At 66.0% G+C, this 16,930-nt stretch carries 12 protein-coding genes; 8 read left to right on the plus strand and 4 right to left on the minus strand.

Annotation, left to right across the window (positions count from 1 at the left end):
• Nucleotides 1-77: 77 nt before the first annotated feature.
• From ABE483_RS01820 to ABE483_RS01830, 3 genes are all read right to left on the minus strand, one after another.
• Nucleotides 78-1,487, minus strand: a complete 1,410-nt coding sequence (locus ABE483_RS01820) for a PepSY domain-containing protein (RefSeq protein ID WP_346480966.1) — start codon at nucleotides 1,485-1,487, stop codon at nucleotides 78-80.
• Between the two features lies 1 nt (nucleotide 1,488).
• The gene (locus ABE483_RS01825; protein ID WP_346480967.1) at nucleotides 1,489-3,528 is read right to left on the minus strand and encodes a TonB-dependent receptor; all 2,040 of its coding nucleotides are present in this window, start codon (nucleotides 3,526-3,528) and stop codon (nucleotides 1,489-1,491) included.
• Nucleotides 3,529-3,701: 173 nt separating this feature from the next.
• On the minus strand, nucleotides 3,702-4,100 hold the full coding sequence (locus tag ABE483_RS01830; RefSeq protein WP_313219202.1) for a hypothetical protein: 399 nt from the start codon (nucleotides 4,098-4,100) through the stop codon (nucleotides 3,702-3,704).
• A gap of 383 nt (nucleotides 4,101-4,483) precedes the next feature.
• Here ABE483_RS01830 and ABE483_RS01835 point away from each other — a divergent pair, with 383 nt between their 5' ends.
• From ABE483_RS01835 to ABE483_RS01870, 8 genes are all read left to right on the plus strand, one after another.
• Nucleotides 4,484-5,503, plus strand: a complete 1,020-nt coding sequence (locus tag ABE483_RS01835; protein WP_346480968.1) for an alpha/beta hydrolase — start codon at nucleotides 4,484-4,486, stop codon at nucleotides 5,501-5,503.
• Entirely contained in the window at nucleotides 5,503-7,122 is a 1,620-nt protein-coding gene (locus tag ABE483_RS01840) for a D-aminoacylase (RefSeq protein ID WP_346480969.1), read from the plus strand. The genes ABE483_RS01835 and ABE483_RS01840 overlap by 1 nt, the downstream gene beginning before the upstream one ends.
• Before the next feature lie 37 nt (nucleotides 7,123-7,159).
• Nucleotides 7,160-8,608 carry a serine hydrolase gene (locus tag ABE483_RS01845; protein WP_346480970.1) on the plus strand — a complete coding sequence of 483 codons (1,449 nt, stop codon included), beginning with the start codon at nucleotides 7,160-7,162 and terminating at the stop codon, nucleotides 8,606-8,608.
• Between the two features lie 184 nt (nucleotides 8,609-8,792).
• Nucleotides 8,793-9,791, plus strand: coding sequence for a dipeptide epimerase (locus ABE483_RS01850; RefSeq protein WP_346480971.1), 999 nt, complete (start codon nucleotides 8,793-8,795; stop codon nucleotides 9,789-9,791).
• Nucleotides 9,792-10,036: 245 nt separating this feature from the next.
• On the plus strand, nucleotides 10,037-12,268 hold the full coding sequence (locus ABE483_RS01855) for a TonB-dependent receptor (RefSeq protein WP_313209804.1): 2,232 nt from the start codon (nucleotides 10,037-10,039) through the stop codon (nucleotides 12,266-12,268).
• A 109-nt stretch (nucleotides 12,269-12,377) separates the two neighbouring features.
• A complete protein-coding gene (locus ABE483_RS01860; protein WP_346480972.1) occupies nucleotides 12,378-13,313 on the plus strand; it encodes a hypothetical protein in 936 nt (311 codons plus the stop codon).
• Nucleotides 13,314-13,463: 150 nt separating this feature from the next.
• Nucleotides 13,464-14,369 (plus strand): LysR substrate-binding domain-containing protein, encoded by a 906-nt coding sequence (locus tag ABE483_RS01865; RefSeq protein WP_346480973.1) that lies wholly within the window; start codon nucleotides 13,464-13,466, stop codon nucleotides 14,367-14,369.
• A gap of 101 nt (nucleotides 14,370-14,470) precedes the next feature.
• Complete coding sequence (locus ABE483_RS01870) at nucleotides 14,471-15,643, plus strand: MFS transporter (RefSeq protein WP_313209798.1); 1,173 nt, start codon at nucleotides 14,471-14,473, stop codon at nucleotides 15,641-15,643.
• 58 nt (nucleotides 15,644-15,701) lie between these two features.
• Here the strand turns inward: ABE483_RS01870 and ABE483_RS01875 are convergent, their stop codons facing one another.
• Nucleotides 15,702-16,889, minus strand: coding sequence for a hypothetical protein (locus ABE483_RS01875; RefSeq protein WP_346480974.1), 1,188 nt, complete (start codon nucleotides 16,887-16,889; stop codon nucleotides 15,702-15,704).
• Nucleotides 16,890-16,930: the final 41 nt, after the last annotated feature.

A 16,930-nucleotide genomic window follows, 5' to 3' on the forward strand; every position in this document is an offset into this window, starting at 1 on the left:
AATGCCGGCTCACGAGGGGGCAGCTCCATGGGGTGTGACGGCAAGAGGGTAGTGTGCGCCGCGTGAAGTGCGGGTCTTCACGTCCGTCGCCAGCCACGGGTGGCGAGGTAGTCCAGCAGCCCCACGACCAACAGCGACAGGCCCACCAGCGGGAACACCACGCCGCCGATGCACAGCAGCACGAAGACACCCGCCACGCTTCGCCCGTGCTTCGGCAGTGGCGGCACGCCGATCCCGCCGATGGGCCGCCGCTTCCACCACATCACCGCACCGCTGAGGCAGAGCAGGAGGATCGCTGCGCACGCGATGATCAGCACCACACGGTTGACCGTGCCGTACTCGTTGCCGAGATGGACATTGATGCCCCATTCCAGTCCTCGCCCAAGCGCACCGTAATCGGCGTAGCCCATGTCCAGCAGAACCCGGCCGCTGTACTGGTCCAGATGCACCACCCGCTGGCGCGACAGATCCTCCGGATAGACCGAGGCGGTGTAGACCCCCATGGGCCCACGCGGCAGCGCGATGCTGTAACCCGGTGCCAGCCCCAGTGCGCTGAACCGGCGCATGGCCGCGTCGATGCCGAGCGCACCGGGCTGCGGCGACAGAACCCCGAGTGGACCGCCGCCATGTGCGGCATGCCCGTCATCGGCAGCGGCGTGCTGGGCATGCGGCACCGCTGAGACCGGTAGCTGTGCCTGCGCCATCGACCAGGCTGGCGTGGTGGTGTCGGCAAGCCGATGCGCGGACATCGGCACGTCCACCCGCACCCCGGTCGGGTAACCATAGTCGTGACCGTTCGCCCAGGCATTGACCTGATGGCCCCAGACCACCGACCAGGGCATGCCGGTCACGGCCAGGAACACGAGCACACCGCCGACCCAGACGCCGGTCACCGCATGCAGATCGCGCCAGAACAGCCGCTGTCGCGGCTGCCCGCGAACCGTGGTGTTCCCACCGTTCTGCCCGCGCGGCCACCACAGGTACACGCCGGTCGCCACCAGCAGGATGGCCCAGCCAGCGGCGATCTCGATCAGGGCACTGGCGTAATCGCCGAGCAGATCGAGGCTGTGGAGCTGCCGCACCACGCCCGAGAACGTGCCTTTGTCGGGCAGGTGCCCCAGCACCTGCGCGGTGCCCGGGTCGACGTAGTAGACCTGCCGTCGACCGTCGGCCTCCTGGACGCCGATCTCGATGGTGCCGTCGGCGTAGTCCGGCGTGGTGTAACGGAAGATCTCCCCGTGACTGACGGCATTGACGGCCGCCAGCTGGGCGCTGGCAGGCGAGGGTGGCAGCGCTGCGGTCTCCACGACCTTCAGATCGTGATGGATCCAGCGATCGATCGGCTTCTGGTAGACGTACACGGCCCCGGTCAACGCCAGCCAGGCGATGAAGGGCAGCACGAACAGGCCGGCATAGAAGTGCCACCGCCACACCGCGCGGTAGAAACGCCAGCGATCCGATGCACGCGGGGTAGCGGGGGTTGGCATGTCAGAGCTCCCGGGTCCAGCTCAGGTACAGCGCCCGGCCATCACCGGGTGAGTAGCCCGAGGAACCGCTGTCGTACCAGGCATACACGTAGAAACGATCTGTCGCGTTCTTCAACTGCAGGGCCAGGCTGTTGCGGGCGTCCAGGCGGTACGTGGCGCTCAGGTTCAACAGTGCATAGCCGCCGTAGCGTCCCAGCGTGTTGGTTCGTTCCACGAAGTAGTCGCCCTGGCCATTGCCCCAGGCGCTGAAGGCCCAGTCGGCCGTCGGGGCGTAGTCCACCCCCGCGCTGGCCAGCCAGTTCGGCACGTTCTCGATCTGCCGCCCGCGGGTCTGCGGCGCACTGGGGTCGGGCACCTCGATCACCGCCTTCTGCCGCGAGTACGCGGCCCAGGCGCGCCACTGGGCGCTGGCCTGCCATGTCAGCTGGGCGTCCCAACCGCGGCGCAGCGTCTGGCCCACGTTGCCGACCTCATTGGCCCCGACCACGCCATTGACGCCCAGGACGGTGGCGACCTCATCGCTGGCCCGCTGCTCCCAGTACGCGATCCGGGTCTGCAGCCCCTGCACGGGCGCCCATTTCATACCGGCCTCCCAGCCCTCGTTGAGGGAGGGAGCAAGATCGTTCACCTGCGTGCGATACGCGCCATTGCCGCTGCCGATCTGGAACGTTCGCCCCCAGTTGGCGTACACGACCGTGGTTGGGCTGAGATCGTAGGACACACTCAGCTTGGGTTGTTTGATCAGGCCATAGTCGTAGACCGGTGCGCGCAGGCCGGTCGCCCCATTGTGGAAGTCGCCATACACGCGATCCACCCGGTAGGCGGGTACGATCTTCAGCGCGTCCATCGGCCGGATTACCGCCTGCACGTAGGCACCCCGGGTATCGAGGGTGTAGTCCCAATCGCGCAGGGTCGCCTGGCGCTCGCGCGCGACGGTCCTGTAGCGGCGGGCCGTGTTGTCCTGCCACTGCCCATCCACGCCGGCATCGAGGACGAACTCGGCCAGCCGCGAGTCCGGGCGCCAGGTGGTGTTCAAGAGCAGGCCGCGATGGGTCTCATCGTTGAAACGTTCCTGTTGAGCGCCTCCCGCGGTGAACGTCACCCAGCGCTGGTTGCGATAGTCGTTCTGGTAGGCCTTGGCGTTCCAGCTCCAGTCGCTGCCCAGTGCGCCATCGATGTGCATGGCGGTCTGGACCGTCTCGCGCTCACTGCGGTCATCGCGTGCGTAGGCCGGCGATTGCGTCGGATTGGCCTGCACCTCCGGATAGCTGAGGTAGCCGGCTTCCAGTGCGGCGTTCTTGTAGTAGCGGCTGGTCAGCCCTGCGCGCCACCGGCCGTCAGGGTCGGTGTAGAACCACTTGCCGACGAAGCTGCGCTGGGTGCCATCGGCATGGTCGCGCTCGCCGTCGGACGTGCGCCAGCCGACGAAATAGTTCTGTGACCAGGGGCCGCGCTCGAACCCTTTGGCCAACTGCACATCCTGCGTGCCAAAGCTGCCAGCGGTGATGCTCAGCTGGCCGTCAGTGCCGCCCTGGCGGGTCAACACATTCACGTCACCGGCAATCGCATGCAGCCCGTAGCGGGCATCGTTGGTGCCGCGCACGATCTCGAGCGCGGCGATGTCCAGCGGAAACACCGCATCCAGGTAGGGCATGCCGCCCGAATTGTCATTGCTCGGAATGCCGTCGATCAGCAGCTTGACCGCGTTGATGCGGCCCTCGCCATTGAAACCCCGGAACGAAAAACGGCCGGCGTCGGTGCCCATCTTGAACTGGGTGACCTGCACGCCCGGGGCATTCATCAGCAGCTCCCAGCTATGGTCGACCTTCTGCGGTTGAAGGACATCGCCGCCGATGAGATCCACCGAGGTGAAGACCGAACGGGCCGACAGCTCGCGCTCGGCGGCCGAACGCGCCTGCACGGTGCCCAGGGTCAGCACGGTACCGTTCTGGGCGGCGACGGTGGCGGGAAGGAGAAGGGCAGCGGCAAGCACGGCCGTGATGGCCTTGGCCAACGGTCGATACGAAAAAGAAGTTGTCATGGTCCACAGCATCGGTCGCCACGGTCAGATCGACCGGGGCAGGAACAAGGTCCGGCAGAGACGCCGGATGGCGCGGGGCATCGGTTCCAATCCGGCATCGCCTGGCCCCACCGGACACGATGGATCAGCAGACAGGGCAGGGGGCAGCAGCGCTGCACCTGGTCAGGACCGGATCAGCAGGCCAGCAGCGGCGGGCCGCGAGCTCCCAGCGTTCCCCGTGCGGGGGCGCGGCGACAGTCGACCAGACCCGACAGCGATCGAAACACGGCCGGCCATTGCGTCAGCAGCAGGAGCAGAGCCACGAGCAGGCTGATGAGACGGGCCGCAATCAGGCAGTACTCGCAGTCCACGCCCATCTCATGGCTGGCATGCGGATCGGCAGGCGCTTCGGCAGCGGGGCTGGCCTTTCCCTGATCCCTATCGTGATGCGCGTGATGGCCCGCATGCGCGTCGGCATCCGTCATGGCGTGATGCGCCGCATGCGGATCGGGTGCCGGCGAGGCCTCCATGACGGGCGCGTTCACCGGCGCCAATGCCCGGCTGACCATGGGCGCCACGATCACCAGCGCAATCGCCAGCAAGGCCCATGAATGAAGCCAGCGGTGGAGGAGGGACGCACGCACCGGCCCGATGGTAAGGCATGTCTGTCGGGATTCCCGGCGAAAATGCCCGGTTCGTGCTCGATTGCGACGGTTTGTCGCAGTCTGGCGCTGGGCAGCGTGCCCTCCGGAGTGGCCCATGGGCTGGCCGCGCGCCCCGCACTGCACATTGACAATTCTCCAAATAGGACGCTTATATCCTATATGGGCCTGAACCTGTCCCCGGTCGTTTGCGTTGGCCGGGCAGGCAGGTCACAGGATTCTCAACCGCCTGCGGCGCAACGCAGGCTTCAGCACGCCATTCAAGAGAGCACGACATGACAGCAGTGAAGGGTTGGCGGCGGTTTCGTCGGTGGGTGAAGTGGATCGCGCTGGGTCTGCTGGCGGTCGTGATCCTGATCACCCTCATCGGGGTGGTCTACGAGGCCTTGGCACGCCGGAGCGCGGCGACCGATCATCCACTGCGCGGCCAGATGGTCGATGTCGGCGGACGCCAGATGCATATCGAGTGTCGCGGCAGTGGCACCCCGACCGTGATCTTCGAGTCCGGTCTCGGCACGGGCGGCACGATGGACTGGACCCGGGTGCACGACCGGATCGCCCGCTTCACCCGCGCCTGTGCCTACGACCGCGCCGGCATCATGCGCAGCGATGCGAAGGACACCCCGCAGCGTGCGTCGGCCGTGGCCGATGACCTGCACGCCCTGTTGAAAGGCGCGGGCATCACCGATCCGCTGGTGCTGGTCGGCCATTCCATCGGCGGGCCGTACATCCGGACCTATGTGGGGCGCTACGGCGATCAGGTCGCCGGGCTGGTGATGGTCGACCCCTCGCACCCGGATCAGATCGCCCGGCTCGGCAGCGTGGTGAGCATCGATGTCCACCCGAAGAAGGTGTCGCTGTTGATGCATACCGCCACGGCACTGTCACGGACCGGCCTGGTGCGCTTCCTGTTCTCGCGCGCCGATCATGGTCCACGCCCGAAGGATGAGGCCGCGGAGATCACTGCCTTCTCCAGTGCCTCGGTCACAGGCGCGACCGCAGAACTCGACGGCTTCGACAGCACCATGGACGATGCCCGCGCGGTTACATCGTTTGGCGACCGCCCGGTGATCGTGCTGACCGCGTTGAAGCCGTTCAGGCCCGACGAGCTGAAGAAGATGGGCCTGACGGCGGAGGAGGGCGCCCGGTTCAAGCAGGAATGGCGCACCTTGCATGCCGAGCAGGCCGCCCTGTCCAGCCGCGGGCAGCAACAGATCGTGAGCGATTCCGGCCACTACATCCAGATCGATCAGCCTGATCGCGTGGTGGATGCGGTTCGCGAGGTCGTGGATGACGTGCGTGCGCAGGCGCGCACCAACAAGGAGATGCAATGATGAAGCGCACCCTGCTCTGGGCGGGCGTATCGATGCTGTTCGCCGCCAACGCGGCCGCGGCCGACTATGACCTGGTGATCCGCGGTGGACGCGTGCTCGACGGTGCCGGCAACCCGTGGGTCCGTGCCGATGTGGCGGTCAAGGAGGGGCGCGTGGTCCAGGTCGGCCAGGTCCCCGGCAAGGGCACCCGCGAGATCGACGCGACGGGGCGCTATGTGTCGCCGGGCTTCATCGACATGATGGATCAGTCCGGCGCGGCGCTGCTCAAGGACGGCGCGGCCGAGAACAAGTTGCGGATGGGCGTGACCACGCTGATCGGCGGCGAGGGCGGACCGCCGGTGCCTGCGGCGGGGATGCCGGGCTACTTCAAGCAGCTCGAAACGCAGGGTATCGCGGTCAACTTCGGCACGTACTACTCCTCCACCCAGGCCCGCGTGCACGTCATGGGCGATGCCGCTGGTGCGCCGACCAGGAAGCAGCTCGATGCCATGGGCGAGCAGGTGAAGATTGCGATGGAGGCCGGTGCGTTCGGTATCTCCAGCGCCTTGATCTATGCACCCAGCAGCTTCCAGAGCACCTCCGATCTGGTCTCGCTGGCCAAGGTGGCCGCGCAATGCGACGGCTTCTACGCCACGCATATGCGTGACGAGAGCGAGGGCGTGGTCAAGGCCATTGAAGAGGCCATCGAGATCGGCGAGAAGGGCGGCGTCAAGGTGGAGATCTTCCACTTGAAGGCTGCCTATGCGCCGGAGTGGGGCAAGCTGATGCCCCAGGCACTGGCGACGATCAATGCAGCGCGGGACCGCGGCGTCGATGTTGCCGCCGATCTCTATCCCTACACCGCCGGCGGCACCGGGCTGGAGATCATCGCGCCGAGCTGGGTCTGGGCCGACGGGCTTGAGAAAGGTATCGAGCGCGTGCGCGATCCGAAGGTGCGCGAGCGCATGAAAAAGGAGGTTGCCGCCGGTTCGATGCCGGGCTGGTCCAACCTGGTGCATGCGTCGGGTGGCTTCCAGAACGTGCGCCTGGCCAACAGCTTCAGTGAGAAGTACCGGCGCTTCCATGGCAAGACACTGGCCGAGATCGGTGCCGAACTGAATCTGGACCCGGCGGATGCGGCCTGGGACATCGCGCTTGAAGGGTTGCCCAATCGGGCGGTCGCGCTGTATTTCATGATCAGCGAAGAGGATGTGCAGCTCGCGCTGCGCCAGCCCTGGGTGAGTATTGGCAGTGACGCGGCCGCCGCGGTGAACTACGGCAGCGACGGCGCCATCGGCCTGCCACACCCGCGCGCGTATGGCACCTTCCCGCGGATCCTCGCCGAGTATGTGAAGCGGCGTCATGTGCTGACGCTGGAAGACGCGATCCGCAAGATGACCAGCTGGCCCGCACAGCGGATGGGGTTGAGCGATCGCGGGCTGATCCGCGAGGGGATGCGCGCCGATATCGTGCTGTTCGATCTGGACACGGTGGACGATGTGGCGAGCTGGGACGCGCCCGCCGGCGCGCCGACCGGCATCGAAACCGTGATCGTCAACGGTGTGGTGAGTTTCGAGGGTGGCAAACACACCGGCGCCCGGGCGGGCTCGGCGCTGCGCCACCCATGCCGCACGCGCTGATCCACGTGCGCGCTCCAACAAACACAGGACACACCTCATGATCCGACACGCCTCCGGCTGGAGTCTTCTCTCTCTGGCGCTCGCCGCCTCCGCGCCAGCACTGGCCGCCGCACCACCGATCACCAGCGCGGAGGATCTGGGCACCGCGGTCTCGGCACAGATCGCCTGCGCCGGCATCTTCGTGGCCAACCGCGCCGAGGCCGACGTGCTGCGCGACGACATCCACGCACTGGCGCCATTCACCAGGACGGTGGCGCTGGCGGTCGATCGCAAGGCAGGGACGGTCACCGCCTCCGCGCCTGGGACGGCCAGCCGGACCGCGTTGCATCGCCCGGCGGTCGGCTGCACGCTGACCACGGGCGACGTGCAGCTCGCGGCGCTCAAGGCCCAGGCGGCCCAGCTCACGCCACTATCGCCACTGGCGGCGCGCCCCTGGCCACAGGGTGACCGGCCTGTGCCGGCGCTGCAGGCCGCCGCAGAAGGGAAGCTCGACCGTGCCGCACTGGACGCGGCCGTGAGTGCGGCCTTCGATGAGCAGAACGTGGGCGGTTACCCGGACACCCGTGCGATCGTGGTGGTGCAGGGTGGGGCGATCGTTGCCGAGCGTTACGCGCCTGGCTTCAACCAGAACACCCGCATGTTGGGCTGGTCGGCTACCAAAAGCATCATGGGCACGCTGGTTGGCCTGCTGGTGGATGACGGCGTGCTCAAGCTGGATGACCCCGCGCCGGTGCCGGAATGGAAGGGCGAAGGCGATCCGCGCGGCGCGATCACGCTGCGCCAGTTGCTGACGATGTCGAGCGGGTTGGCCTTCGTGGAGAGCTACAAGCCCGGTAACGAATCGATCAAGATGCTGTTCGAGGCCGGTGACATGGGCGCGCTGGCGGCCGCGATGCCGCTTGAACATGCGCCAGGCACGCACTGGAGCTATTCCTCGGGTACGACCAACATCCTGTCGCGGATCGTCTTCGAGGCCACCGGCGGCACCCTGGAAGGCATGACCCGATTTGCACAGACACGGTTGTTCGAGCCGGCCGGCATGCGCAGCGCGCTGATCGAGCCGGACGAGTCCGGTGTCCTGGTCGGCAGTTCCTACGGGTATGCAACGGCACGGGATTGGGCGCGCTATGGGCTGCTGCATCTGAACCACGGCGAGGCCGGTGGCAAGCGGCTGCTGTCGCCGGAATGGCTCCAGTTCGCGGTGACGCCCACGCCAGCATCACCGCGCCCCTCATACGGCGCGCAGCTGTGGTTGAACCGGGCCGCGGCTGCAGAAGAAGGTCGGAAGGTGCTGCAGGACGTGCCTCCCGATGCCTTCATGGCGATGGGCCACAACCATCAGATCATGGCGGTGATTCCCTCGCAGGATGCGGTGATCGTGCGTCTGGGCTGGACACCGGAAGGGCAGAAGTTCGACTGGAACAAGTATCTGTCGCAGATCGCGGCCGCACTGGCACCGGCCCCGGCCCCGGTAGCTGCGAAGTAATCCGTAACGCGGCACGAGGGAGGGGCGCCGGACACGGCGCCCATTGACAGTTCTCCGCGCGGAGAACTAATGTCTCGATGTGAGAATTACTCACCTTGAGGCAGGGAAAGCAGATGTGCTCGATCAAGCTGTTGGCAACGCCCGCTGTGGCGCGTGACATGGCCGCATCCGGAGTGAACGCCTGATGGCCCGCCTCACCCTCGGCATCGCCGTCGACGCGCTGCGTCTGGCCGCACCGTTCCGCATCGCCAGCCACGTCTTCGACAGCCGGCTGGCCTGCCTTGTCACCCTGGATGACGGCACGCACGTCGGCCGCGGTGAGGCGACCGGCGTCTATTACCTGGGCGAAGACATCGAGACCATGCGCCTCCAGCTCGAAGCCGTGCGTGATGCCATCGAGGCACACCCCACGCGCGAGGAACTGCGCGCGATCCTGCCAGCCGGTGGCGCTCGCAACGCGGTTGATGCTGCCCTCTGGGAGCTGGAATCGAAGCAGGCAGGCAAGCCCGTATGGGCGCTTGCAGGGCTGCCGCCGCCGCGGCCGCTCCCCACGACCTTCACGGTCGGCGCCGATGAGCCGACGGCGATGGCGGCCGCCGCGGTCGCGTATCGCCAGGCGCGTTCGATCAAGGTCAAATTGACCGGTGATCTCGACCTGGACATCGCGCGCGTCGCGGCGATCCGTCAGGCGCGGCCCGAGGTATGGCTGGGGGTCGATGCCAATCAGGGTTACCAGGTCGGCGATCTCGAGCGGCTGGTGGCAGCCATGGTGGACGCCGATGTAGCGCTGATCGAACAGCCGCTGGCCCGGGGGCGCGAAGCCGATCTGGACGGATTCGTGTCGCCGATTCCTCTGGCCGCCGATGAAAGCGCGCTCACCCTGGCCGATGTCGACGCCCTGAAGGGTCGCTTCAACGTATTCAACATCAAGCTCGACAAATGCGGCGGCCTGACCGAGGCGCTGCTGATCGCCGCCGCGGCGCGCGAGGCCGGGCTGGGCGTCATGGTCGGGTGCATGGTCTGCAGCAGCCTGGGCGCTGCGCCGGGCTTCGTGGTCGGGCAGTTGTGTGATCTCGTCGACCTGGACGGGCCCACCTTCCTCAAGCAGGACCGCACGCCCGGGGTGCTCTATCGCGACGGCACGATCTGGTGTGACGAAGCGGTCTGGGGCGCCGGACGCTGAGGTCCGGGGCGGGCCTGGCGCATGAATTCATGTCAATGCTGCGACGCAGGATTGACAGTTCTCTGAACAGGACTATTGTGTCCTACATGGGCTTACGCATAGCCATTCATCCCAGGAGCGTCACTGCCAGGCCGGCCCCCACCCCAGCACGACGGGGTGCCCTGACTGCCGCATTCCGTGCCCATTGCCGTGGGCGTCCAGCTTCGCTACCGAGGTCTCATCACATGAGTCACTGTTCGCTCCGAATGAACGCGTTGTCGCTGGCCTGCACTGCAGGCATCCTGGCCCTGGGCTGCAGCGCCACGGCACTGGCACAGGTCGCCGCCGAGAACCCCAACCGCGACGACGTACATACGTTGGGCACTGTGACCGCGACCGCGCAGAAACGCGTGGAAGTGGTCACCGATATCCCGATGTCCATCAGCGTCATCAGCGAAGAGCAGCTCGACCGCCTCCAGGTCAACAACATGAATGACCTGGCCGGGCTGGTTCCCGGCCTGCAGATCACCAGCCTCGGTGCGCCGGGCCGCTCGACGATCTCGATCCGCGGCATCACCCCGATGGGCAATACCGCCTCGACCTCGATCTACGTTGACGACGTGCCGCTCACCGCCAATGGCTCACTGTCCGGTGCGACCTCCGGCATGTTCGACCTGCTGCCGTACGACGTGCAGAACGTGGAAGTGCTGCGCGGCCCGCAGGGCACGCTGTACGGTGCCAGTGCGCTGGGCGGCGTGGTCAAGTACGTCACCAAACGGCCGGACCTGGAGTACTTCTCGGGCCGCGCCGGCGCCACGATGCGCGTTGTCGACGATGGCGGCCGGGTGGGCCATTCCGAGCGCGCCGCCGTCAATGTGCCACTGGTGAAGGGTCAGTTGGCCCTGCGCGCCAGCTACGCCGAGCAGACCAGTCCGGGCTGGATCGACAACAGCGTCCTGCATCGCCGCGACACCAACGATGTGTACCAGAACGCCGGCCGCCTTTCGCTGCTGTGGAAGGCCTCCGATACGGTGGACGTGCTGCTCACCGCGATGCGCCAGGAAAACAAGGGCGACAATTTCGCGACGGTCGCGCTCGACCCGGCCACCTTCAAGCCGAAGCTGCCCGGCTACTCAAACGAGTATCTGTTCCTGCAGCCGAGCACGATCAAGTACGACGTGTACGGCCTGACGGTGGACTGGGATCTGGGCTGGGCCGACTTCACCTCCGCCAGCAGCTGGATGAAATCCAATTCATGGCGCCTGCAGGACCAGTCGGTGGAGTACATCCCCTTGCTGGGGCAGAAGCCCGGCGTGGGCCCGGTGATGGCGTACGCCGGCCTGGACACGGATATCGAGCTGAAGAAGTGGACCCAGGAATTCCGCCTGACCTCCAAGGGCGACAGTCGCCTGCAATGGCAGCTCGGCGCGTTCTATACCGATGAAGATGCCGCCTACATCGAGCGCGGCAGTGCACTGAGCCCGGCATTCAATCCGGTGCTTGATCTGTTCACCGCCTCGGTGCTGACCACGTATAAAGAGAAGGCCCTGTTCGGCAATGCCACCTGGAAGTTCACCGACCGCTTCGATCTGGCCCTGGGCGTGCGCCATGCGCGCAACGACCAGGAATTCCGCCAGACACTCGGCGGTCCGTTGGGCGGCGATGGCGTGCAGCGCATCACCGACTCCTCGGAAAGCGTGACCACCTGGAGCGCCAGCCCGCGCTTGTTCCTGGGCGAAGACACCATGGCCTACGTGCGGGTCGCCACCGGCTACCGCGCCGGCAGCCCCAATCCCATCCTGCCGGCCGCCCCGGAGGTGCCCGCGCAGGTCAAGTCGGATACGTTGATCAACTACGAAGCCGGCCTGAAGAGCCACTTCTGGGATCGTCGTGCGCTGGTGGAAGTGGCGGCATTCCGGATCGACTGGGACGACATCCGCTTGAACCTGCTCACGGCGCAGGGCATCTCCTATGGTGTCAATGGGGGCGAAGCACGCAGCCAGGGCGTTGAATTCACCGGCGCGCTGATGCCCGTCGACGGCCTGCGCCTGAGCGGCAGCCTGACCTACACCGACGCCACGTTGACGGCTCCGATTCCCCCGGCCCGTCCGGGCGGCCCGAACCAGGCCGAATCCGGCGCCCAGCTGCCGCAGGTGCCCGAATGGGCCGGCAGCCTGCAGGCCGACTACCAGTTCCCGACGAGCGGCGAATGGGGCTGGAGCGTCGGTGGCGCGCTGCGCTATTACGGCGAGCGTGCGGCATCGGTGGCCTCAACGCAGTCCTTCGACCTGCCCAGCTACACCACCGTTGACCTGACTGCCGAAGTGAGCAGCCAGAACACCACCGTGCGCTTCTTCATCACCAACCTGACCAACAAGGACATCTACGTCGCCGCTGGCAGGACGATTCCTGCCGCGGGCGCGCAGCAGTACCGGCGCTGGAATGCGGTGATGATGCAGCCGCGTACCGTGGGTGTTTCGTTGGATTACAGCTTCTGATCCAGCGGGGCAGGGCAGTGCGGCCCCTTTGGGGCCGTGCTGCCCGGTAACCGTGGCCGAAGCGGATATGCTTGCACGGATCCCATCCCGACCCGCAGGCAGCAGCGCGATGCACGCCAGAACATGTTCCGTCCTGCTTTCTGCTGCGCTGCTGCTGTGTGCAGCGCTGCTCACCGCTGGATGTGCACGCACCCAGCGGGAGACCGTGTTTTCGTCAGACACGCTGAAGGTCGTGGCCGTGACGGAAAGCAGGCTGGATATCAACAGCAGCAAGTACCAGCACCACACCACGTACGCCGTTTACGAGAATGGCAGTGCGCTGTCAGATAAGGACTTCGCGACGCTGCTGCAGGATCATGCCGCCACAGACGCCCCGTTTGTGCATACCGATGCGGTGGTGCTGGACGAAGACGCAGTTCTGATGGCATCGCACAATCGTGACAGCTCACGCTGCTGGACAACGCGGCTTTCCGCGAGCCGCGGCAGGGCGACGCTGGAGAAGATCACGGCAGGGACCGTCGACTGCGGCATCCGTCCGGCACCGCCGGGCTGGCGGGCGCTCTACACAGACCGCAGTGATCTCATCCTGGTCCGTGAACACCCGTTCCAGGTCCATCCCATCGCGGGGTACGCGTACGTCCTGTGGATCGATGGCGATATCGCCGCCCTGTATCACAAAGACCGGGACCATGAGCGACTGGTCGTCAGGCTGGCGAGGATTTCGTCCGACACGCCCCTCGCCGAGCAGGCACTGCCGATGCGGACCTATGCGGAGCCGGACCTTCTGTATGCCTCGCCTGAGCTTCGCCGCCAATGGCTGTTCGATAACTTCACGGTGGCCATGGGGGCGTCCCCCTCGATCCAGCTGCGCCCCGATCATCGACTGGAGACGATCACGCCCGAGGTGTGGGCGCAGTACCAGGAAAACGACCGGCAGAACAAGGAACTCGATGCCCAGGCACGTGCCGCCGGGGACGCCTGGATCGAGGCCCAGCGCCGGGAGCTGATGGAAGCGGACGCGACGGCGCGCGACGCCACGAAGTAACGCTGTCCGGCCCCTCGTCGAGCATCGCTGACGAGCAGCAGCATCATGACCAGTCCCTCCAGCAGGCGCCTGCTGGCGCGCTCTGGACAACGTAGAGATTTGGTATGTTGAACACCCTCAATTCCGGCATTCCAGAGGTCTGGTGTTTCAGTGATAGAGACCCGTCTGCTCCAACAGTTCATTGCCGTGGCCGAGGAGCTGCACTTCAATCGCGCCGCCGAGCGGCTGCACATGGCGCAGCCGCCGCTGAGCCAGGCCATCCGCAAGCTGGAGGGCGCCGTCGGAGCCCCGTTGTTCGAGCGCACCCCTCGCAGCGTCGCGTTGACACCGGCGGGGGCAGCCTTCCTTGAGACCGCGCGCCGTACCGTGCAGTCGCTGGAGGAGGGCGTCGCCCAGACGCGCCGCGTGGCCCAGGGCATGGAGGGCCACCTGACCCTGACCTTCATCAACATCGCCCCCTATGCCTCGTTGCTGCAGGCGTTGCGCCACTTTCGCGAGCTCAACCCGGGCATCGCCTTCACGATGCGGGAGGCCAGCACCCAGGAGCAGGTCAACGCCCTGGAGCAGGGAGAGGCGGATATCGGCTTCATGCGGACACCGGGCACCACGACGCCGCACCTGCGCATGGAAAGGCTGCTGAGCGAACGGATCTGCGTCGCGCTGCCGGCCGGTCATCCGCTGGCGGCGAAGGCGGGCATCGACCTGGCATTGCTCAGGGACGAAGCATTCGTCGCCTCGCCCCGGACACTCGGCAAAGGATTTCATGACCAGCTGATCGGCCTGTGCCAGACAGCCGGGTTCGTGCCCGACATCGTGCAGCACGGCCGGCAGATGCAGACCTTGATTGCCTTGGTGGCTGCGGGGTTCGGTATCGCGCTGCTGCCCGCTTCGCTGGCGACGGAAACGCGCGAGGACGTTGTGTTCCGTCCGCTCCAGGTGGAAGCGGCGGAGGACGTGTCACGGCTGGAGCTGTTCATGGCGTGGAACGAGACCCGGACCTCAGCGATCCGCGACCGGTTGATACAGGCGATTCTGCAGAACCGTTCTCTGCCCTGAGGTGACAAGACGCGCGGCGTCTTGCTGCAGTATGTAAACCGTCCTTCACCCGCAAATGGCCAGGCACTAGGCTTCCGCAGCTCTGCTGGATAGGACCTGCGATGCCTGCTGCCATTTATGTGTTTTCCCTGTGCGCGTTCGCGTTCGGGCTCTCCGAGTTTGTGGTCGCGGGATTGTTGACCACCATTGCCGATGACCTCGGGGCGCGGATATCCCTCGTCGGTACGGCCATTGCCGCCTATGCACTGGGCGCGGCCATCGGCGCACCGTTCATCACCGCGCTGGTCGCGCACTGGCGGGACCGGCAGATCCTGCTGCTGGCCACGGCGTTGCTCGGACTGGGCAGCCTGCTGATGAGCGCCTCGCCCAATCTGGTCACACTGCTGGCCATCCGCTTCGTGGTCGGCCTCGGCCACGGCGTCTTCATGGCGGTCGCCTCCGACGCGGCGACCCGGCTCGTGGACCCGCAGCGATCCGGCCGGGCGCTGTCGGTCGTGTGGATCGGGTTGACCCTCGCGCTGGCGTTCGGCGTTCCGATCGGCACGTACCTGGGCAGTCTCTGGTCGTGGCGCGTAGTCTTCCTGTCCATCGGCGTCCTCAGCGTGGTCGGCATGCTGGGTCTGGCGCTGTGCATGCCGAGGGGAGCTGCCGGTTCGGCCCCGTCCCGCGGCGGCGCATGGAAGGGCATCCAGGCCATCATCCATCCCCAGCTCCTGACGACGGCCGGCATCGGCGCGCTGGTGAGCGTCGCGACGTTTTCGTTCTTCACCTTCGTCTCGCCGTATCTGCAGCAGGTCACTGGTGTGGACGTGCAGTGGCTGAGCCTGGGCATGCTGTTGTTCGGCGTCTGTGCGATCGCAGGCAACCTGCTCGGGGGAGCGCTGGGCGACGCGATGGACGGGGACCGCAGCCTTCAGTTGGCACTGTGCGCGTTGGCGTTGAATCTGCTCGGGCTCTACGTGTTCGCCAGCATGCCGGCCATGATGATGCTGCTGATCGGCACGCTGGGCATCTGTTTCTTCTGCATCGTGACGCTGCTGACGCTGCGTCTGCTCAAGCAGGCGCAGCGCTTGATTCCCGCCTACAGCCCGGTCGCGGCCGGGTTGAACATCGCCTCCTTCAACCTGGGCACCGCGCTCGGGGGCGCCATGGGCAGCCTTACGATCAGCTATGCAACGCTGGCATCGGTACCGCTGACAGGGGCCGTGGCCGCGGTACTGGCTGGCACCGTGTTGTATCGCCTTGCTCGCCGCAGGCACGGATCGCCTGTTTGAAGTGGTGGATCACGTCCGCTGCCGTTCAATACCCTCGAGATGCTCTGGAGCAGTCACCTCACTCGAAGCCGGCTGCCTTGCAGGCATCGACGAACGTCGCGCCTTGTTTATCCATGGCCGTTCTCACGCGCTTGCTGGCGTTCACAAGCGCCCCGCTGGGGGTGGCCCATTGCGCTTCCGGCAATGCCTGGGACCAGGCTTCCACCACGGCCGGCAGCGAAGGACGGCCGCGGCGATGGACCCATTCGGCGAGCAGGTAGGGCAGCTTCCAGAAGGTAAGGACACGCCACGCGTACCAGCGACGGAGCGGCCAGTAGGAGCGTTTGTCGTAGCCATACTTCTCCCGTTGTTCCAGCGTCAGATCATCACCGCCATCGTCGAGCGAACCCATCGCGCGAGCATCCTCACGCTCGATCTCAAAGGTGTGCATGCCCTCATACGGCTTCAGTCGATCCTTGGTCGGGACCAACCCCAATGCCTGGAACCATGGGTTGGGTGCATTGAACAACTGCCCGTCCTCCATGTAGTTCCGGATCGACGCCCACAGGCCCAGTGAGTGCGAATCACTGGGTTGTGGCAGCAGGACAAACTGCACGGTGTCGCGCTCTTTATCCTCCAGGCCCATGCCGAAGGTGTACTGGCGCGTTGTGCCATACGGGGTGATGCCTTGTGAATTGGACACCCAGGCAACGATGCTCTCCCAGGGCACGATCAGGGCACGGCCGCTCTCGCGGTCGATGTAGCACACCTCGCGACGCTGACGGTTGAAGCGCACCGGATAGGGCTTTGCGCGTTTGAACTCATCCGAGAACATCCCGTAGGCGAATGCCCCCAAGGGGAGGATGCCGAGAAGCGCGCCGGCAGAAAACACTTGAATGAACATCTTCAAATCCGCCCATGGCGTCGGGAAGTTCTCCGGGTAGGCGAGCACCAGGTAGAGCATGATGAGCGCGGGCACGATGAACGCGAGCACGAACAGGCCGACGATTCCGCCGGCAAGCATTTTGCCGCCCTCTACGGTTCCCCAGTTGCTCCCTCCCAGGTCCAGGAACACATCATTGATGTCCGAAAAATGGCGACGGGAGGATTGCACCTGCCCGGTGTACACCGGCAAGGGAGACAGGAACAGCGTCTCGGTCGCGCCTTCAACCCGGATCTCGCCCGCTGAAGGGCGTTGACTACGGACGTCGAGCGCAGCGGTCGCTGCCACAGTCGTGCGGCTCTTCCTGAAGAATCGTTGAAACATGCAAGCTCGCCGGGCGGACAACCGCGCATGATTTCACAGGC

The sequence above is a fragment of the Stenotrophomonas sp. TWI602 genome, assembly GCF_039674045.1.
In the GTDB taxonomy this organism is placed as follows: Bacteria; Pseudomonadota; Gammaproteobacteria; order Xanthomonadales; family Xanthomonadaceae; genus Stenotrophomonas.

Bases quoted from the DNA above. Each gene is read 5' to 3' on its own strand.
- ABE483_RS01870 (WP_313209798.1), top strand. From the start codon at position 14,471: ATGCCTGCTGCCATTTATGTGTTTTCCCTGTGCGCGTTCGCGTTCGGG.
- ABE483_RS01820 (WP_346480966.1), bottom strand. From the start codon at position 1,487: ATGCCAACCCCCGCTACCCCGCGTGCATCGGATCGCTGGCGTTTCTAC.
- ABE483_RS01845 (WP_346480970.1), top strand. From the start codon at position 7,160: ATGATCCGACACGCCTCCGGCTGGAGTCTTCTCTCTCTGGCGCTCGCC.
- ABE483_RS01840 (WP_346480969.1), top strand. From the start codon at position 5,503: ATGAAGCGCACCCTGCTCTGGGCGGGCGTATCGATGCTGTTCGCCGCC.
- ABE483_RS01860 (WP_346480972.1), top strand. From the start codon at position 12,378: ATGCACGCCAGAACATGTTCCGTCCTGCTTTCTGCTGCGCTGCTGCTG.
- ABE483_RS01855 (WP_313209804.1), top strand. From the start codon at position 10,037: ATGAACGCGTTGTCGCTGGCCTGCACTGCAGGCATCCTGGCCCTGGGC.
- ABE483_RS01825 (WP_346480967.1), bottom strand. From the start codon at position 3,528: ATGACAACTTCTTTTTCGTATCGACCGTTGGCCAAGGCCATCACGGCC.
- ABE483_RS01875 (WP_346480974.1), bottom strand. From the start codon at position 16,889: ATGTTTCAACGATTCTTCAGGAAGAGCCGCACGACTGTGGCAGCGACC.
- ABE483_RS01850 (WP_346480971.1), top strand. From the start codon at position 8,793: ATGGCCCGCCTCACCCTCGGCATCGCCGTCGACGCGCTGCGTCTGGCC.